The following is a 15,388-nucleotide window of genomic DNA, read 5'->3' as shown; positions in this document are numbered from 1 at the left end:
TGGAAGATGGTTGTAGAAGCGACAGACTGTCCCATATCAGATGCTTCGACTTTAACTGAACGACTGCTATTTAAGGTAAGAGGGATAAAGACTCTGCCACGTTCATCGGTTGTGAATGAAGCGTCATTGAGTTGAGGAACATTAGCAACATTAACGGTTAGTCCTGATGCGGGTTCAGATTGCTCTGTTGCTTTTACATAGATGCCATTCTGGGTATCGCGTAGTTGTAATTCGACAGCAGAGGCAGAAGCAGACGCGATAAGTAATGTTGATAGTGCAATTGATTTAAGCATGTTGAGTTCCTTCTTATTAGCTGAATTGTTATTCTCTATCGAAACTAAACTGTTTCGTTTTGTTGATTAAACAATAGCCTTGTAATTTACCCCTGTCAAGAGTATAAAACTAATTAGTTTCGTTTTATTTTGTGTTGTTGATTGAGGGGAAGGTGATGAACCGTCAGGAAGAAAATAAACGTCGTGCGATTGAAGCGACATTGGCGTTGTGTGTGAAGCATAGCTATCACGGTACCAGTATGGATACGATTACCGCGGCGACAGGGATGTCTAAGGCGACGATTTACCGACACTTTGGCTCGAAAGAGGTGTTGATTGCGGAAGCCTTAGCACTGCATAGTCAGCAGACACTGTCTCAGTTAGCACAACTGTTTAATGACCCAGATTTGACGCTTGAAGATAAGTTAACAGCTCGATTTTCGACATTGGAAGGGTTGGTTGAAGCCAGTGAATTTCATGGTTGTATCTATCAGCAGGCATTCAATGAGTTCCGTCATGAAGATGAAGATATTGCAGGCGTTTGTATCTCGTATAAACAAGAGCGTATTCGTTTGGTTACCGAGCTCTTACTGGCTAACGACATTAAGCAGGCTAAAGAAAAAGCAACTCGGGCTGAATTGATTTTCAACGGGCTATTGGCATCGCTAGAAATGGGGTTAGACCCTGAGTTAATCACGTTGGCCAAGCGTATGTACTTTGAGCAGTTGCAGTTAATCACCTCATGATTGATACCAACCTACATAAATACTTGATCAACTACTTATCCAGATTGGTATAAATACCTGCTACTAAATGATTTAAATAAAAAAACCGCCAATTTGGCGGTTTTCATTTATCTAAGCAGCTAAAGAACTGAGGCGCTTAGTTTTTAGGTAACTCAACCACAAAGGCGGCACCTTCAATTGATGCGGATTCAACATGAATTGTGCCCTTATAACTCATGACTATCTCGTGGCAAACTGACAGGCCGATACCTTGTCCGGGGTTGAGCTGATCAGCTCGAACACCGCGCTGGAAAATAGCTTCTCGTACGTCTTCCTGCACACCGGGACCGTCGTCTTCAATAACGATGATAAACCGATCAGGCTTTTCCTTTACTGTAATCCGAACCTCGCTAATACAGAAGCGGTAGGCATTTTCCAGCAAGTTACCAAGTAGTTCCATTAAATCACTACGGTTGACGGGTAACGTCAACTTGTCATTGAAGAAACAGCGCAACGAGACGTTTTTCTCGTTATACACCTTGCTAAGTAAACGGCTGAAGCTATCTATTAGTGGTTTTAATTCGGTCTTGTCTTTTTGCAGCCCTTGCTGGCCCATCATGGCTCGCTTCAACTGGTACTGCACCAGTTCATCCATTTGGCTGATCTGTTCCATTACCCGTTGGTTAAGCTCAAAGCGCGCTATGTCTTTATCATCCAGTAGGGCATTGGTAGCAGCCAAACGGGTTTTTAGGCTATGTGCCAAGTCATCCATTGCATGGCGGTAACGTCCTTTTTGGGCGTTACTGATCTCAATCAGGCGGTTGAGTGCTAAAGTGATGTCCTGTAATTCCATTGGGAAATCATCATCAAGCTTGTCGCGCTTGGAGTCGGTCATCTGATCAAGCTGTGATGCCATTTTTCGCAGTGGTTGGAAGCTCCAGTGGAAAGCCGCAATCAAGAATGCGATAGCGATAAGGACAAAAAGCCCTAAGTAGAATGTTGTACGTTTGTGTAGTTGGTTGAGTGATGACACATAGGAATCGCCGGGGCGCAGCACCACAAGTTGGTAGATATTGCCGCCTTCTCGCTCTTGGCTCATGTTGTAGGCAATGTAGCTTTCGCCTTCCGGCGTTTCGACCAAGGTTGGTACCGGGATGCTGTCAGGGAGTTCGCTACAAATATTACCGATATTGGCCTCTTTAGCTTCATCGGAAAGCCAAATGGTGTGATCGGATTTGTCACAAACGACAGACATATAATCAGTGTCGGATGGGTCAACCGAGTCAATCCATTTATCAACATCTTTGATCAGGCCCGCCCGGTTTAGTTGGGCGACAACCATGGGCATTTGGGCAACAAGCTCAGACGAGTAAGCGGCCATATAACTTTGGCTATAAAGCTGATTAATCACCCCTGCGAGTGCTGAGGTAATCAAAACGATAATAGCCACCGAGGTGACAAGGACCCGGCGGCGGAGCCTCGGTTGGATAATCCTCTTCATTATTGCGCTTGAAGCTCGAAAATATAGCCTTGGCCACGGATAGTAGAAATTGGGTTTTCTTGACCGTTATTGGTAAATTTCTTGCGCAGGCGGCTGATCATCACCTCAATGGTGTTTGGATCACCCTCCTGATCTTCGTAAAGTACATCAAGCAGTCGTTGCTTGGATACTACCTGTCGGCTGTGGCGCATCAAGTATTCCAGCAGGTCATACTCAAATGCGGTGAGTTCAAGCAGGTTCTCTTGGATAAAGACTTGCTTGGCCAGCAGGTCGACACGGATATCACCGGCGGTCATTTCTGGTTTGACAAAGCCAGCGCTGCGGCGGACTAGGGCACTGAGACGTGCGACCATTTCTTCTTTCTGGAATGGTTTCACCAGATAGTCATCGGCACCGGCCTCAAGCCCAGTGACTTTGTCCTGCCAGTTTGAGCGGGCAGTTAAAATCAGAATCGGTAGGCGTAGTCCTTTTTCACGCATATCTTTGATCAGGCTGATACCATCACGATCGGGAAGACCGATATCAACGATAGCCACATCGTTTGGGTAATCTTGGGCAAAGAATAGGCCTTCTTCGGCGGTTCCAGCACACTGGACCTGGTGCCCCATTTCACTCAGTTGGGATTTCAAGTGGTGGCTCAGAATCGGATCGTCTTCAACAATAAGGATGCGCATAGTTTTGATTACCAATAGTTTTTCATTCTATTCATACAATATACTGAATAGAGCATGAGGTGGCGAATATTTCCTAGCAATTTGTTGTGCTAATCAGGGATATACGGAGAATTTTATCTCTTTATAGCTTAGATGAAAGGGACTGAATCTGTGCTGACTCATAGCCTGTATGGTAAGCAAAAAAATGCCCCCGGCAGTGGGCCTGCTGGGGGCATCGCTTTTCGTTTTGTCTGTATAAGGCTGTAAAACCATAGGTTCTCATGCCTTAAGTCTTAACTGAGGATCACAAACAAAGTACCTGCAATGGTCAGTAGGACATTGGCAATGGCATAGGTGCCGGCATAGCCAAGTGCCGGAATGGTGCTGCGGGCATGTTCATTAATCATATCCATGGCCGGTGCACAGGTGCGGGCACCAATAATAGCGCCAAACAGTAAGGCGCGGTTCATCTTGAGCACATAGGCGCCAAACAGGTAAGCCAGTACGACTGGGATCACGCTTACCATCAGGCTTGCTGAGAACACTGCCAAACCGACCTGCGACAGCGAGTCGAACAAGTTGGACCCGGCACTCAAACCGATGCCGACCATGAAGACCATCAGGCCGAGATCTTTGGTCATATTCAGTGCGCCCTGAGGCACGTAACCGAAAGTCGGGTGGTTGGCCCGTAGGAACCCAAGGGTAATACCGGCCACTAGCAAACCGGCTGCATTACCCAGGCCGAAGGCGATCTGGCCGAAGGTCATAGTGATGGTACCGATCAGCAAGCCAATGATGAAGAAACAGCAGAATGCCAACAGGTCGGCAATCTGGCTATGTACCGAGATGAAACCAATCCGCTCGGCAAGCCCAAGAACACGACTTTTCTCGCCACTGACCTGAAGGATATCTCCTTTGCTCAACAGGATGTTGTGATCCATTGGCATTTCAATCTGGGCCCGGACTACGCGGTTGAGGAAGCAACCGTACTCGGAGAGGTTTAGCTCCGATAGGCGCTTGCCTGCAATACTGTCGTTTTTCACCACGATTTCTTCTTCAACAATACGCAAGTCGAGTAAGTCACGGTCGAAGACTTCTTTGCCGTTACGGAAGCTGGGATCCAAACGAGCATGGCTATCTGGGTAACCCACCAGCGCGATCTCATCCCCTTCCTGCAAGATAGCGTCACCGTCAGGGTTAGCTAAGATGCCGTTTCGTCGTATACGCTCTATGTAGCAACCGGTTTGACGGTAAATACCTAGCTCGCGCAAGTTACGGCCATCAATCCAGTTGATCAGCTCTGGTCCAACCCGGTAGGCGCGGATAATTGGCAGGTAGACCTTGCGCTGCGCACTTTCACCGATACCGCGTTCACGGGCAATCTGCTGTGATGATTCGGCCAGATTCTGCTTTTGCAGCTTTGGCATCAGTTTGGCTAGCACAATGACACTGACCAAACCAACCAAATAAGACATGGCATAGCCGACACTGATACTGTCGATGATCTGCTGAATATTGTTAGGGTCGGAGATGTTGGACAACCCGCTGGCCAAGGCATCTTTTGCCCCAACCAATATAGGTGTTGCTGTCAGTGAACCCGCCATTAAACCGGTACTTAGGCCCAGACCGAGTCCTAGGTAGTTACTCATGGTAACCGTAATAACAATCGCTGAAAGTATCACCACCAGCGCCAGCATTAAATAATGTTTACCATCACGGAAAAAGATACCGAAAAAGTTAGGCCCGGCTTCAATACCGACACAGAATATAAACAGCATAAAGCCGATATTTAGCGCTTCGGAATCAAAGGTAAAACCGGCGTTACCAAAAAGGAGGGCAGTAATGAGGACCCCGATAGAGTTCCCTAATTGCATATTCGCTATGCGAATTTTTCCGGCCGATAGGCCAACAGCAAGTACAACAAAGAGCAACAGAATATCATTCTGATGGAGAAGGGCGGCAACGTCGATGTTCACTACAGTTTTTTCCGGGACGAGGGACTAGCAACAAAAGTGATGAAATTCTAGCTGATTTTAGGTTGCTGGCATACCGAAAATGATCGTTATTAACAGAAAAATCGCGAAATAATTTGCTGGTAAATAAAGCATAAGATAATTAAAAAGGCTGATATCTCAGCCTTTTTAAGAAAATGTTACCAAACCTGTTGCTTAGCGCTTACTGGAACAAATTTAGGTTTTCTTTCGCGTATGCTTCGAATTCAGTACAGCCACCGATGTGCTCTTGGTCAACGAAGATTTGAGGCACTGTTTCTACTGGCTTACCAACGGTTTTTTCTAGATCAGCTTTGCTGATGCCTTCAGCGTGGATATCAACGTAACGGTAGTTAAAACCTTCGCGTTCTTCTTTCAGCTTATCAGCCAGATCTTTTGCACGAACACAGAATGGGCAACCAGGGCGGCCAAAAATAACAACGAACATAACGTCTCTCCTTAAATTTGATGGAGTTACTATAACGTGACTGGCTGGGATGAGAAAGAGGGATTTATCTCTTGCTGTCATAGACAAAACCGATTGAAGAGAAATGCACTGGTAGTAGCGGGGCGCTCAGTCTAAAACGGGACCATTTTGCAGCTTGGGATGAAATGTGACAGCTAGCAGGTTATGGTCACGATACTGATATTCAATGGTAAAAAGTTGCTCAGAATCAAAAACAGGAATATGCATAGGGGCACACTCGATAATAATTAAATAAAAATATGTAATGGAGTGCCTATGTTTCAGTTTATGACGGCCACCCGGATTATATTCGGAGAAGGTGCACTGAATAACTCGCTGTCGACTTTAAATCAGTTCGGCTACAGTGTACTGCTTGTGACGGGGCGGGACAGTGTCCGGGCTGAGTCATTGATCAGTTACTTCAAGCAACAGGGAATGCGCTATCAGCAAGTGGCGGTGCATGGTGAACCTTTGATTGCAATGGTGGAAGAGATGGCGGCGATGGGACGGAAATTTCGGCCCGATATGGTGTTGGCGATTGGTGGGGGCAGCGTACTTGATGCCGGTAAGGCGCTTGCCGCGTTAATTCCCAACCAAGGCAGTGTCTACGATTATGTTGAGGTTGTTGGACGTAATGTACCGCTGCAAGCTAAGCCCATTCCGTTTATTGCTGTACCTACAACGGCAGGTACAGGTTCGGAAGTCAGTAAGAGCGCGGTGCTCCGCTCGGCGCAGGAAAATGTCAAGGTGGGGCTGCGTAGCGCCGATATGCTTCCGGATTTGGCGATTGTTGATCCCACTTTGACATACGGCATGGATCCGATCATGTCAGGGTGTTGCGGAATGGATGCCTTTACCCACTTGATGGAATCCTATGTTTGCGGTGATCCCAACCCGTTAACCGATATGGTGTGTGAAGAAGGATTAAGGCGCTTGTCAGGTGCTATTCTGGCAGCCTGTGAAGATGACGATCCCCGTGCCCGTTCCGATATGGCCTTTGCAGCTATGCTGGGAGGGATGGCGCTAGCAAATGCCAAACTGGGCGCTGCCCATGGCTTAGCCTCTTCATTGGGGGGCCGGCTCCAAGCGCCACATGGCTTGATCACCGCTCAATTGGCACCTTATGTCATGCAGGAAAATGTCTTGGCTGCGCGTGAGGCTGGCAGGGCCGATGTTCTTAACCGCTATCGCCAGCTGGCTTGTATCCTGACTGGTAGAATGAATGCCGAAATCATTGATGGCATTAATTGGACGAGACGGACGCTCAAGCGATTGAATTTGCCCTCTGTGGTTGATTATGGCTTCTGCAATGTAATGTTTGATGAGGTAGCAGAAGATGCCTTGCTTTCCAATTCCATTAAGGGGAATCCATTGCCGCTTAATAAAGAGCGGTTATTGAGTATTCTCAATCAAATTTGTCAGTGTCAGGTGGCTGATACCACCTCGACAGACGACCTCTACAGTCAGGAAAATTAAATGGTTTATACCTGATGCTCTGAACCCTGCGACGTGAAGCATTTGGGTATAATAGTGGGTCAATACGGGGGGGGGTATGATAGAGTTTATCGTTCCCCGTAAGGCTCACTGTTATAAGGTTATATATGAACCAGACGATTGAAACTATTCTGCAGCACCGCTCTATTCGCAAGTTTACAGCCGAACCAATGAGTGAACAGCTGCGTAATACTATTTTGGATTGTGCTATTGCGGCGTCTTCATCAACGTTCATCCAATGCGTTAGCATTATCCGGGTCACAGAGCATGACAAGCGGGTATTGTTAGCGGAATATGCTGGCGGGCAGGAATATGTGGCCAGTGCGGCTGAGTTTTTTGTTTTTTGCGTTGATTTTAATCGTCATCAACAAATCTGCCCTGAAGCGAAACTAGGCTTCGCTGAGCAAACCTTAATTGGTGCTGTCGATGCGGCTTTGATGGCTCAAAACGGCCTCTTGGCGGCGGAGTCTCTGGGGTTGGGAGGCGTATATATTGGTGGTTTGAGAAATAATCCAGATAAAGTCGCTTCTTTGCTGTCTTTGCCTAAACATGTGCTGCCATTATTTGGCCTGTGCCTTGGTTATCCGGCACAATCGCCAGACGTTAAGCCTCGCCTTCCTCGCTCTCTTATCGTGCATGAAAATAGTTATGCTCCGTTAGATAGAGAGAAACTCGCCAGTTATGATCAACATATACGAGAATATTACCGAAACCGCACCGGCGGCAGTAAAAATATGTCTTGGAGCGAGCAAATTTCAGGGACACTGAATAAAGAAGCTCGCCCATTTATGAAGCAGTTTATTGAAGGGCAGGGTTTTAGTCTAAAGTAAAACTGTTCTTAAAATACTCGAAAAAATTGACCTTATGTCAAGTTTCATCTGAAAATCGACAAAATGATTCAATGAACTTTTTATAAAACTGTGAGTCGGATAGAATATCGATAGAAAAGACAATAATAACCAGCCTGAACATTTATCCAGTCTGGAAAAAGAATCGGAACACATATCTATGAAGTATGTTGGGAAAGTAGCCAGCATGGCATTATTGGCTGCTTTGCTCGCTGGTTGTGCAAGCACACCAGACAATGACAACAGATTATCAACGGAAGTGAATGTTGAAAGCGTACTTCAGTCTGCTGATAAAATTCACCGCCATTGGCGAAATACTCTCGTCGAAGCAGAGGGGTTAATGCCTTATGCGCCTGAACGATATGCCACAATGATAGAGAGTTGGCAGCGTGCCGATAACTTATTCAAAGAGATTCAATCTTCGCCAGAACTGGCCAATCAAAGTTATTCACTGTTCTCGTCAATGACATACCTTGAACGCTTTTATAATGAGATTGAGGCGGTAAAGAGCAACCATACCGAATTGGTAGATCTTAAAAAAATTGCCGATAAAGTCTTGGAACCGGCGATGACTCAATTAGCCTACCTGAATTCGATTGATGCGAATGCTCACTACCGCAGCGAGTTTGTCCGGCTCAACCGTTTTTACAGTAATTTATTTGCCTTTGTGGCCCGAGGTAATCTCAATCGGGCTCGCGAAGAGCAGACTGAATTTCTGTCACGCGCCCAGAGCTTGGAAGTGAGGGTGATAAAGCGCATCTATATCACTCCGCAAGAAGAAGCGCTGCGTCAGCTGCGCCGTGAAGATGTTCGCTATTATGCTCCGCTCAGCTATGCCAAGGTAGAAGAGGAAATTAAAGCCGGTAAGGATTTAATTGATAATTATCCCCGGGCCTTTGATGCCATCAATCAAGTCGTTTCTGCGATAGAGTTTGAACTTGCCCATGCCACGCATATCGCCGAAGAGGTTAAATACCTTCGTGATCGCAATCGTGATGAATATGAGGACTATATTCTTGCCATTGAAGGGAAATTGCTCAGCATTTCTAAAGCACTTAATGACTCTGACTTGCGTGATCACTCTTTAGTCGAACAAGCTCAGCGATTAAGTACGAATGCAGCAGATACGCGTAAGCAATATGAGCTGGTAAAACGTAAGACACAACCCAATCAGCAACAGCTTCAGCTTGACACCCTGAAGGGGTTAATTGAGAAGCAGAATCAACAAATCGCCAAGCTGCAAGCGCAGCTGTTGGCAACGGCGACAGTGCCAACGGTGTCGGTTCCGTCAAATGAGCAGCAAGCAACAACGCTGCAACACTCAGATATTGCTGAAGCGCTACCAACGCAGCTCAATGTTGACAAGCAAATCGTTGATACTGATGAGGTAGAGAATAATAGCAGTGCTGTTTCCGCGACAGTGAACGAAGAGGGCGAGGGTGAAGAGATTTAATTGCCTTTCATCTTTTATTTGAAAATGATTCGCCTGAAAAAGCAGCATTTATGCTGCTTTTTTTACGCCTATAGTTCAAACTTTTTCGAATTGGTGCTGTAATGCATAAATAGCGTGGTTCTATGACAAATTATGACAAGGTGTAATTTTTAGTATTGACTTAGTCTGTTGTTTTTAATGCGTTTTTTGGTTTGTGTATTTGTTTGTCACCCAATATTTAATTACATTCCCTAACATTTATCCGTGCTTGAAAACCAAAAAATGCTTTACATGGGGGTGGTAAATTACAACTTTTTTTGAGTTTGGTTAAGTTTTGTCCGGGTTGTGTCTTGATTTGCCCGTCTTCGTCCTTTAGAATTCGCCGCGCATTGATTGATGCATTCAAATTTTAATTTTTATCATTTTTGTTGAATCACTCCTATTTGAGGAAAACATGTCTACGAAACTAGCTAACCCAGCACCACTAGGTCTTATGGGCTTTGGTATGACTACCATCCTTCTAAACATCCACAATGCGGGCTTTTTCCCAATTGACTCGATGATCCTAGCTATGGGTATTTTTTACGGTGGCTTGAGCCAAGTTATCGTAGGCATGATGTGCTTCAAGCGTGGAGATACGTTTGGTACCACAGCATTCACTTCTTACGGTCTGTTCTGGCTGACACTGGTTGGTCTGATTGTTATGCCGTACATGGGGCTGCCTGCTAGCCCTGAGAGTTTCATGGGTTGGTACCTACTTCTATGGGGTATCTTCACTGGTTTCATGTTCATCGGTTCACTGTGCTACCCACGAGCTAAGCAATTTGTATTTGGTTCGCTAACCGTATTGTTCTTCCTATTAGCTGCACGTGATTTCACTGGCAGCACGCTAATCGGTACTATTGCGGGCTTTGAAGGTATCATCTGTGGTGCAAGTGCGATTTACTTCGCAATGGCGCAGGTACTGAACAACGAATATGGCCGTACTATCTTGCCTATTGGTGAGCTGAAAAAAGACAAAGCACTTAAAGCTGCTGCGTAATATTTAGCTAATCGCCGATTGTTAAAATTCTCGCTGAACCTACATCTTGAAGTAGCTTTGGTATATAACCCGCCTTTACGGCGGGTTTTTTATTTGTTGTTACTCAGCCAGAATATTGTTCAGTTTGGTATAAGCTTATTGCATCGCGTGTAGCTCATGAAAGGATTAGAATATGGCACAACGTTATGCAGCCTTGATGGGAGCACTGGTCGCAGATGCTGCCAGCATGGGTACCCATTGGATCTATTCACCGGAACGTATCCGCACCCTCCAGTCCTTACCGCACTTTCCTTTTATTGAACCCGATGCCCACCATTATGAAGGGGTAGATGGTTACTATGCCCATGATAAGCTCACCGCTGGCGAGCTGACGATTTACGGCGAGTGGCTGGCACTGTATATTCGCCTGCTCAGTGAGCCTGGTATTGAAACCCATCGTTTGCAGCAGGAAATTGTCGATTACTTCGGCCCTGGCGGGGAGTTTATTGGCTATGTCGATAGTCCGACCAAGGCTTTGTTACTGTCGCTGTTTTCCCTTCCACCGGAGGATTGGCCGGAAGACTCCGGGAGCGATGATGATCAGAACCCTGCGTTATGTGCGGTTCCCGTCTTGGTTGCCTTGAAGATGCCGTCTGAGAGGCTGGAAAGCGAAATAGACCGTATTGTCGGTGTCACCCATCAAAATGAACTGGCACTCGCCTGCGCCAAGGCATTTGCCAGCGCCCTCAATGAAGCATTACGCTCAAGGCGGATGGAGCCTGTACTTAATGTCCTGAAAGTAAAATGCCCAGAAGTGGTACAGGAAAAGATCGAGCAGGTACGGCTGCTCAACGGCGATGTGAACGATCTCTCGCACGTTTTGTCCATTGCCAACAGTGCTTGTCACCTTGCAGACAGTCTGCCAGTGGCTGCTTGGGTGTTGCAAAACAGTTCGAGTTATACCGAGGCGGTACTCAAAAATATTGCCGTCGGTGGTGATAGCTGTGGCCGCGGGATATTGGTCGGTGCTATAGCCGGAGCCTGCTATGGTTTTGGCGACAGTCAGGGGATCCCTATCTCATGGGTCACGACGTTGCAATGCGGCGAAGCATTGGCGGAAGATATTGAGCAGTTGCTCCACAATGCTGGTGGGGCGTTCTAGGCCGAGTCGTTCGATGAGCTATTCGGTTTTATACCAACCTCAGATACAAAAAAAGCTACCCACAGGGGTAGCTTTTCAATTTTTACAGTGAGTGGTGAAAATTAGCAAACAACCTTGATTGCTAGACCACCCTGAGACGTTTCACGGTATTTCGCGTTCATGTCTTTACCGGTTTCAAGCATCGTTTCGATAACTTTATCCAGTGATACGCGAGGCTCAGAAGAGCGGCGTAGTGCCATACGTGAAGCGTTGATCGCTTTAACGGCTGCGATACCGTTGCGCTCGATACATGGAACCTGAACCTGACCAGCAACAGGGTCACATGTTAGGCCAAGGTTATGTTCCATTGCGATTTCAGCTGCCATACAAACTTGCTCAGGGCTACCACCCATTAGCTCTGCAAGGCCAGCTGCGGCCATTGAGCAAGCTACACCCACTTCACCCTGACAGCCTACTTCAGCGCCAGAGATAGAAGCATTACGTTTGTATAGACCACCGATAGCACCGGATGCGGCAAAGTAGCGCGTGTACTCTTTCGGGCCAACAGCCTGGATGAATTTGTCGTAGTAAGCCAAAACTGCAGGGATGATACCGCACGCACCGTTTGTCGGTGCTGTTACTACGCGGCCACCTGCTGCGTTTTCTTCGTTAACCGCAAACGCATACATGTTAACCCAGTCAACAACTGTCATTGGATCGTTGCTTAGCTTTTCAGTTGTCATGAGCTGCTGACGTAGGGCGGCAGCACGGCGAGGTACACGTAGAGGGCCAGGCAGGATCCCTTCTTCACTCATACCGCGATCCATACACTCACGCATGGTACGCCAGATGTTGGCAAAGTAAGTGTTGATCTCGTCTTCGGCGTTCATTGCACGCTCGTTAGACATAACCATTGAGCTGACTGACAGGCCGTGTTCCTTACACTGGTTTACCAGCTCTTCGGCTGTAGTAAACATGTAAGGTACTTTTAACGATGATTCTGATGCTTTGCCGAAGTTTTCTTCGTCAACAATGAAACCACCACCGATAGAGTAATAAGTCTTGGTGTAGGCATTTTCTTCGCCGATGAAGGCGTTGATAGTCATGCCATTTTCGTGAAGAGGAAGATTGGTAGTATGGAAATTCATCCCGCCTTCACGCGGGAAGTCTACCGTGTGGCAGTGCATGCCAACAGGAAGACGCTCTGTTTCTTCAACGCGCGCGATAAAGCCAGGGATGCTGTCGATGTCAACATGTTCAGGGCTGTTACCAGCCAGACCCATAATGATTGCGATATCAGTGTGGTGACCTTTACCGGTAAGAGAAAGCGAACCGTAAACATCCACGGTAATTTTAGTCACGTCACGAAGTTTGCCCATGGTACGCAGGTCATCGATAAACTCTTTGCCTGCTTTCATTGGGCCGACAGTGTGTGAACTGGAAGGACCCACACCGATTTTGTAGATATCAAAAACACTGATCATTGCTAATACCTCAGTCAGGGTAGCTATCTAGTTACCGTTAGACTGTAATAGTTTTTATCATTCCCGCCCCTTCCTTGGCGAGATAATTAAAACAAAAGAGCAGGGGCTAATGCGTCCTGCTCTTTAGTGCCTCTATTGTACGGAATCTGAGTCAGAAGACTATGCGTTGTAGCACATTTTCTTACTAATTCAATTCATACTGGTTAATTATCATTAAGTTGATGATAATTAACCTTACAGTGCACCGTAGATTACAGAAGTAATCGCCGCAATACCACATAGTGCTGTGAAAACCTGAGCAGGAACAGAAGTCTTGTACTTAGCCATTGCTGGTACTTTCTGCATTGCAAAGATTGGCATTAGGAACAAGATGCCCGCAATCATTGGTGCGCCCATTGTTTCGATCATGCCCAAGATGCTTGGGTTAACGACTGCAACAACCCAAGTTGTTACTACGATGAAGCCTAGAGATATTTTCTCGATCTTGCTCTTTGGCATTTTAGAGCTTGATTTAACCAGACCAACTAGACCTTCGTGAGCACCTAGGAAGTGGCCGAAGTAGCTAGAAGTAATCGCAGCGAAAGCAACCATTGGGCCCATTAGGGAAATCATTGGAGACTCGTGGATGTTTGCTAGGTATGACAGTACTGAGATGTTTTGTGCTTGTGCGTCAGCTAGCTGCTCTGGAGATAGAGATAGCACAACAGAGAATACGAAGAACATCACGAAGCCCATCAGCATCATTGCTGCGCCACCAGTGATCATGTCTGTTTTCTGAACGGCGTTGTCACCGTATACGCGACGTTGCTCTTTAGAGAACTGAGAGATGATTGGGCTGTGGTTGAACGAGAATACGATGATTGGGATGGCTAGCCAGATGATTGAAGGCATTGCGCTCCAGTCTGGGCTAACAGAAACCATTGAAGAGTTCCAATCAGGGATTAGGTATACAGATAGCGCTAGTAGAACAAGTACTAGTGGGTAAACCATCGCTGAAGTTGCTTTCAGCATTAGTTCTTTACCAAATACAACACCCGCAGTCATTGCCATGATCAAGCCACCAGACAGGATCCAGCGTGGTAGAGATTCCATTTCTAGTTGGTTAACCATGAAAGAGTCAACAGTATTGGTAATACCAACACCGTAGATAAGAACGATTGGGTAGATGGCGAAGAAGTAAGCAAAAGTGATGATGTTAGCGCCAGCTTTACCGAAGTGTTCTTCAACAGTATCAGTGATATCAGCTTCAGGGTTTTTCGCAGAAAGAACGAAACGCGCCAAGCTCTTGTGAGCAAACCATGTCATTGGCAGAGCAAGCAGAGCAAGAATAACAAGAGGCCAGAAACCACCCGCACCTGCTTTGATAGGCAGGAACAGTACACCCGCGCCAACAGCAGTACCGAAAAGTGATAGCGCCCATGTTACGTCTTGATACGTCCATCCTGCTTTTGCAGCAGTAGTCGCTGCGGTGCTTGTAGATGTTTGCATGATTATATATCCAAAGTTAATTACGGAACGGAAATTAGGAACGGAGCGCATTTTCGTGATTTATTGCAGGAAAACTTTGATCGAGATCTCGTTCTGTAACGGGGCTAAATTGCAATACAATTTAGTGTGACTTGGGTCACATTGAGTGGCGGGGTAAAATTAGGGCGATTAACGTGTCAGATTAGATTTTCTCATACCAAAGCTGATCTGACAGTACTTTGAGCATTTGGGCTGTAGCCCCCCAGATTGAATACTTGCTGAATGGAATTGAATAAATATTGTGATTATTGCCTCTGAAAGTAACTTTTTGTATCCGTATATTCATCGGGTTTAATACGTGCTCAATAGGTGCTTCGAACAACTCATCAACCTCGTTAGGATCCAGCTGTGGCCTGTAATCTGGTGAAATCACCGATAAGTATGGTGTGACGATATAACCGCTGATTGTTGGTAAGCTTGGTAGCTGTCCAATAATACTGTCACGGTTGCATAAAATGCCAATCTCTTCTTCTGTTTCCCGTAACGCAGTATCAATTAAATCAATATCTTGTGGCTCATATCTACCGCCAGGAAATGAAACTTGTCCCGGGTGGTGTTTTAGGTGGTCAGCCCTACGGGTGAAAATCATACTGAAAGAGCCGTGGCGGGGAACCAGAGGGATCAAAACAGCAGCAGGTTTTAACGGACGGTTTTCAAGGTTGTACTGGCGAACACGAAGCGTGTGGCTTTTATCGTAGTTGGCTTGCGGGGCCAATAAGAAGCGGGTGATGATCTGTTGTTGAAAATTCATAAACCTTCCGTGGTGTCGCTATTACGGCATACTAATAACTATAGATGTTGCAACAGCCACTTAGCGAATTTCTTTTGACTCA

At 46.3% G+C, this 15,388-nt stretch carries 14 protein-coding genes; 6 read left to right on the top strand and 8 right to left on the bottom strand.

Annotated features, from left to right (window positions below; all coding sequences use genetic code 11):
- A partial coding sequence (locus tag NHN17_RS04575; RefSeq protein WP_255040951.1) for a hypothetical protein occupies positions 1-293 on the bottom strand: 293 nt, incomplete at its 3' end.
- A gap of 155 nt (positions 294-448) precedes the next feature.
- Here NHN17_RS04575 and NHN17_RS04570 point away from each other — a divergent pair.
- Positions 449-1,018 carry a TetR/AcrR family transcriptional regulator gene (locus tag NHN17_RS04570; RefSeq protein ID WP_255040950.1) on the top strand — a complete coding sequence of 190 codons (570 nt, stop codon included), beginning with the start codon at positions 449-451 and terminating at the stop codon, positions 1,016-1,018.
- Positions 1,019-1,154: 136 nt separating this feature from the next.
- On the opposite strand, the gene NHN17_RS04565 is transcribed toward NHN17_RS04570, so the two are convergent.
- From NHN17_RS04565 to NHN17_RS04550, 4 genes are all read right to left on the bottom strand, one after another.
- Complete coding sequence (locus NHN17_RS04565) at positions 1,155-2,498, bottom strand: ATP-binding protein (RefSeq protein ID WP_255040949.1); 1,344 nt, start codon at positions 2,496-2,498, stop codon at positions 1,155-1,157.
- Positions 2,498-3,172, bottom strand: coding sequence for a response regulator (locus NHN17_RS04560; RefSeq protein ID WP_107297463.1), 675 nt, complete (start codon positions 3,170-3,172; stop codon positions 2,498-2,500). The genes NHN17_RS04565 and NHN17_RS04560 overlap by 1 nt, the downstream gene beginning before the upstream one ends.
- A gap of 272 nt (positions 3,173-3,444) precedes the next feature.
- On the bottom strand, positions 3,445-5,127 hold the full coding sequence (locus tag NHN17_RS04555; protein ID WP_255040948.1) for an aspartate:alanine antiporter: 1,683 nt from the start codon (positions 5,125-5,127) through the stop codon (positions 3,445-3,447).
- A gap of 199 nt (positions 5,128-5,326) precedes the next feature.
- Complete coding sequence (locus NHN17_RS04550) at positions 5,327-5,590, bottom strand: GrxA family glutaredoxin (protein ID WP_255040947.1); 264 nt, start codon at positions 5,588-5,590, stop codon at positions 5,327-5,329.
- 294 nt (positions 5,591-5,884) lie between these two features.
- On the opposite strand from NHN17_RS04550, the gene NHN17_RS04545 reads away from it, so the two are divergent.
- The 5 genes from NHN17_RS04545 to NHN17_RS04525 all read left to right on the top strand — a co-directional run bounded on the left by NHN17_RS04545 (position 5,885) and on the right by NHN17_RS04525 (position 11,565).
- Positions 5,885-7,084 carry an iron-containing alcohol dehydrogenase gene (locus NHN17_RS04545; RefSeq protein ID WP_255040946.1) on the top strand — a complete coding sequence of 400 codons (1,200 nt, stop codon included), beginning with the start codon at positions 5,885-5,887 and terminating at the stop codon, positions 7,082-7,084.
- 125 nt (positions 7,085-7,209) lie between these two features.
- Positions 7,210-7,932 carry an oxygen-insensitive NADPH nitroreductase gene (nfsA, locus tag NHN17_RS04540; RefSeq protein ID WP_255040945.1) on the top strand — a complete coding sequence of 241 codons (723 nt, stop codon included), beginning with the start codon at positions 7,210-7,212 and terminating at the stop codon, positions 7,930-7,932.
- A gap of 178 nt (positions 7,933-8,110) precedes the next feature.
- The gene (locus NHN17_RS04535) at positions 8,111-9,403 is read left to right on the top strand and encodes a hypothetical protein (RefSeq protein ID WP_255040944.1); all 1,293 of its coding nucleotides are present in this window, start codon (positions 8,111-8,113) and stop codon (positions 9,401-9,403) included.
- 433 nt (positions 9,404-9,836) lie between these two features.
- Positions 9,837-10,424 (top strand): acetate uptake transporter, encoded by a 588-nt coding sequence (locus tag NHN17_RS04530; protein WP_255040943.1) that lies wholly within the window; start codon positions 9,837-9,839, stop codon positions 10,422-10,424.
- 172 nt (positions 10,425-10,596) lie between these two features.
- Positions 10,597-11,565 carry an ADP-ribosylglycohydrolase family protein gene (locus NHN17_RS04525; RefSeq protein WP_255040942.1) on the top strand — a complete coding sequence of 323 codons (969 nt, stop codon included), beginning with the start codon at positions 10,597-10,599 and terminating at the stop codon, positions 11,563-11,565.
- 101 nt (positions 11,566-11,666) lie between these two features.
- Here NHN17_RS04525 and NHN17_RS04520 read toward each other — a convergent pair whose 3' ends face one another.
- From NHN17_RS04520 to NHN17_RS04510, 3 genes are all read right to left on the bottom strand, one after another.
- The gene (locus tag NHN17_RS04520; protein WP_255040941.1) at positions 11,667-13,028 is read right to left on the bottom strand and encodes an L-serine ammonia-lyase; all 1,362 of its coding nucleotides are present in this window, start codon (positions 13,026-13,028) and stop codon (positions 11,667-11,669) included.
- A gap of 234 nt (positions 13,029-13,262) precedes the next feature.
- Positions 13,263-14,516 carry an aromatic amino acid transport family protein gene (locus NHN17_RS04515; protein ID WP_255040940.1) on the bottom strand — a complete coding sequence of 418 codons (1,254 nt, stop codon included), beginning with the start codon at positions 14,514-14,516 and terminating at the stop codon, positions 13,263-13,265.
- A gap of 181 nt (positions 14,517-14,697) precedes the next feature.
- Positions 14,698-15,306 carry a CoA pyrophosphatase gene (locus tag NHN17_RS04510; RefSeq protein ID WP_255040939.1) on the bottom strand — a complete coding sequence of 203 codons (609 nt, stop codon included), beginning with the start codon at positions 15,304-15,306 and terminating at the stop codon, positions 14,698-14,700.
- Positions 15,307-15,388: the final 82 nt, after the last annotated feature.

Source organism: Photobacterium pectinilyticum, assembly GCF_024357955.1.
GTDB lineage: Bacteria > Pseudomonadota > Gammaproteobacteria > Enterobacterales > Vibrionaceae > Photobacterium > Photobacterium pectinilyticum.
This window is presented reverse-complemented; position numbering and strand designations above follow the sequence as displayed.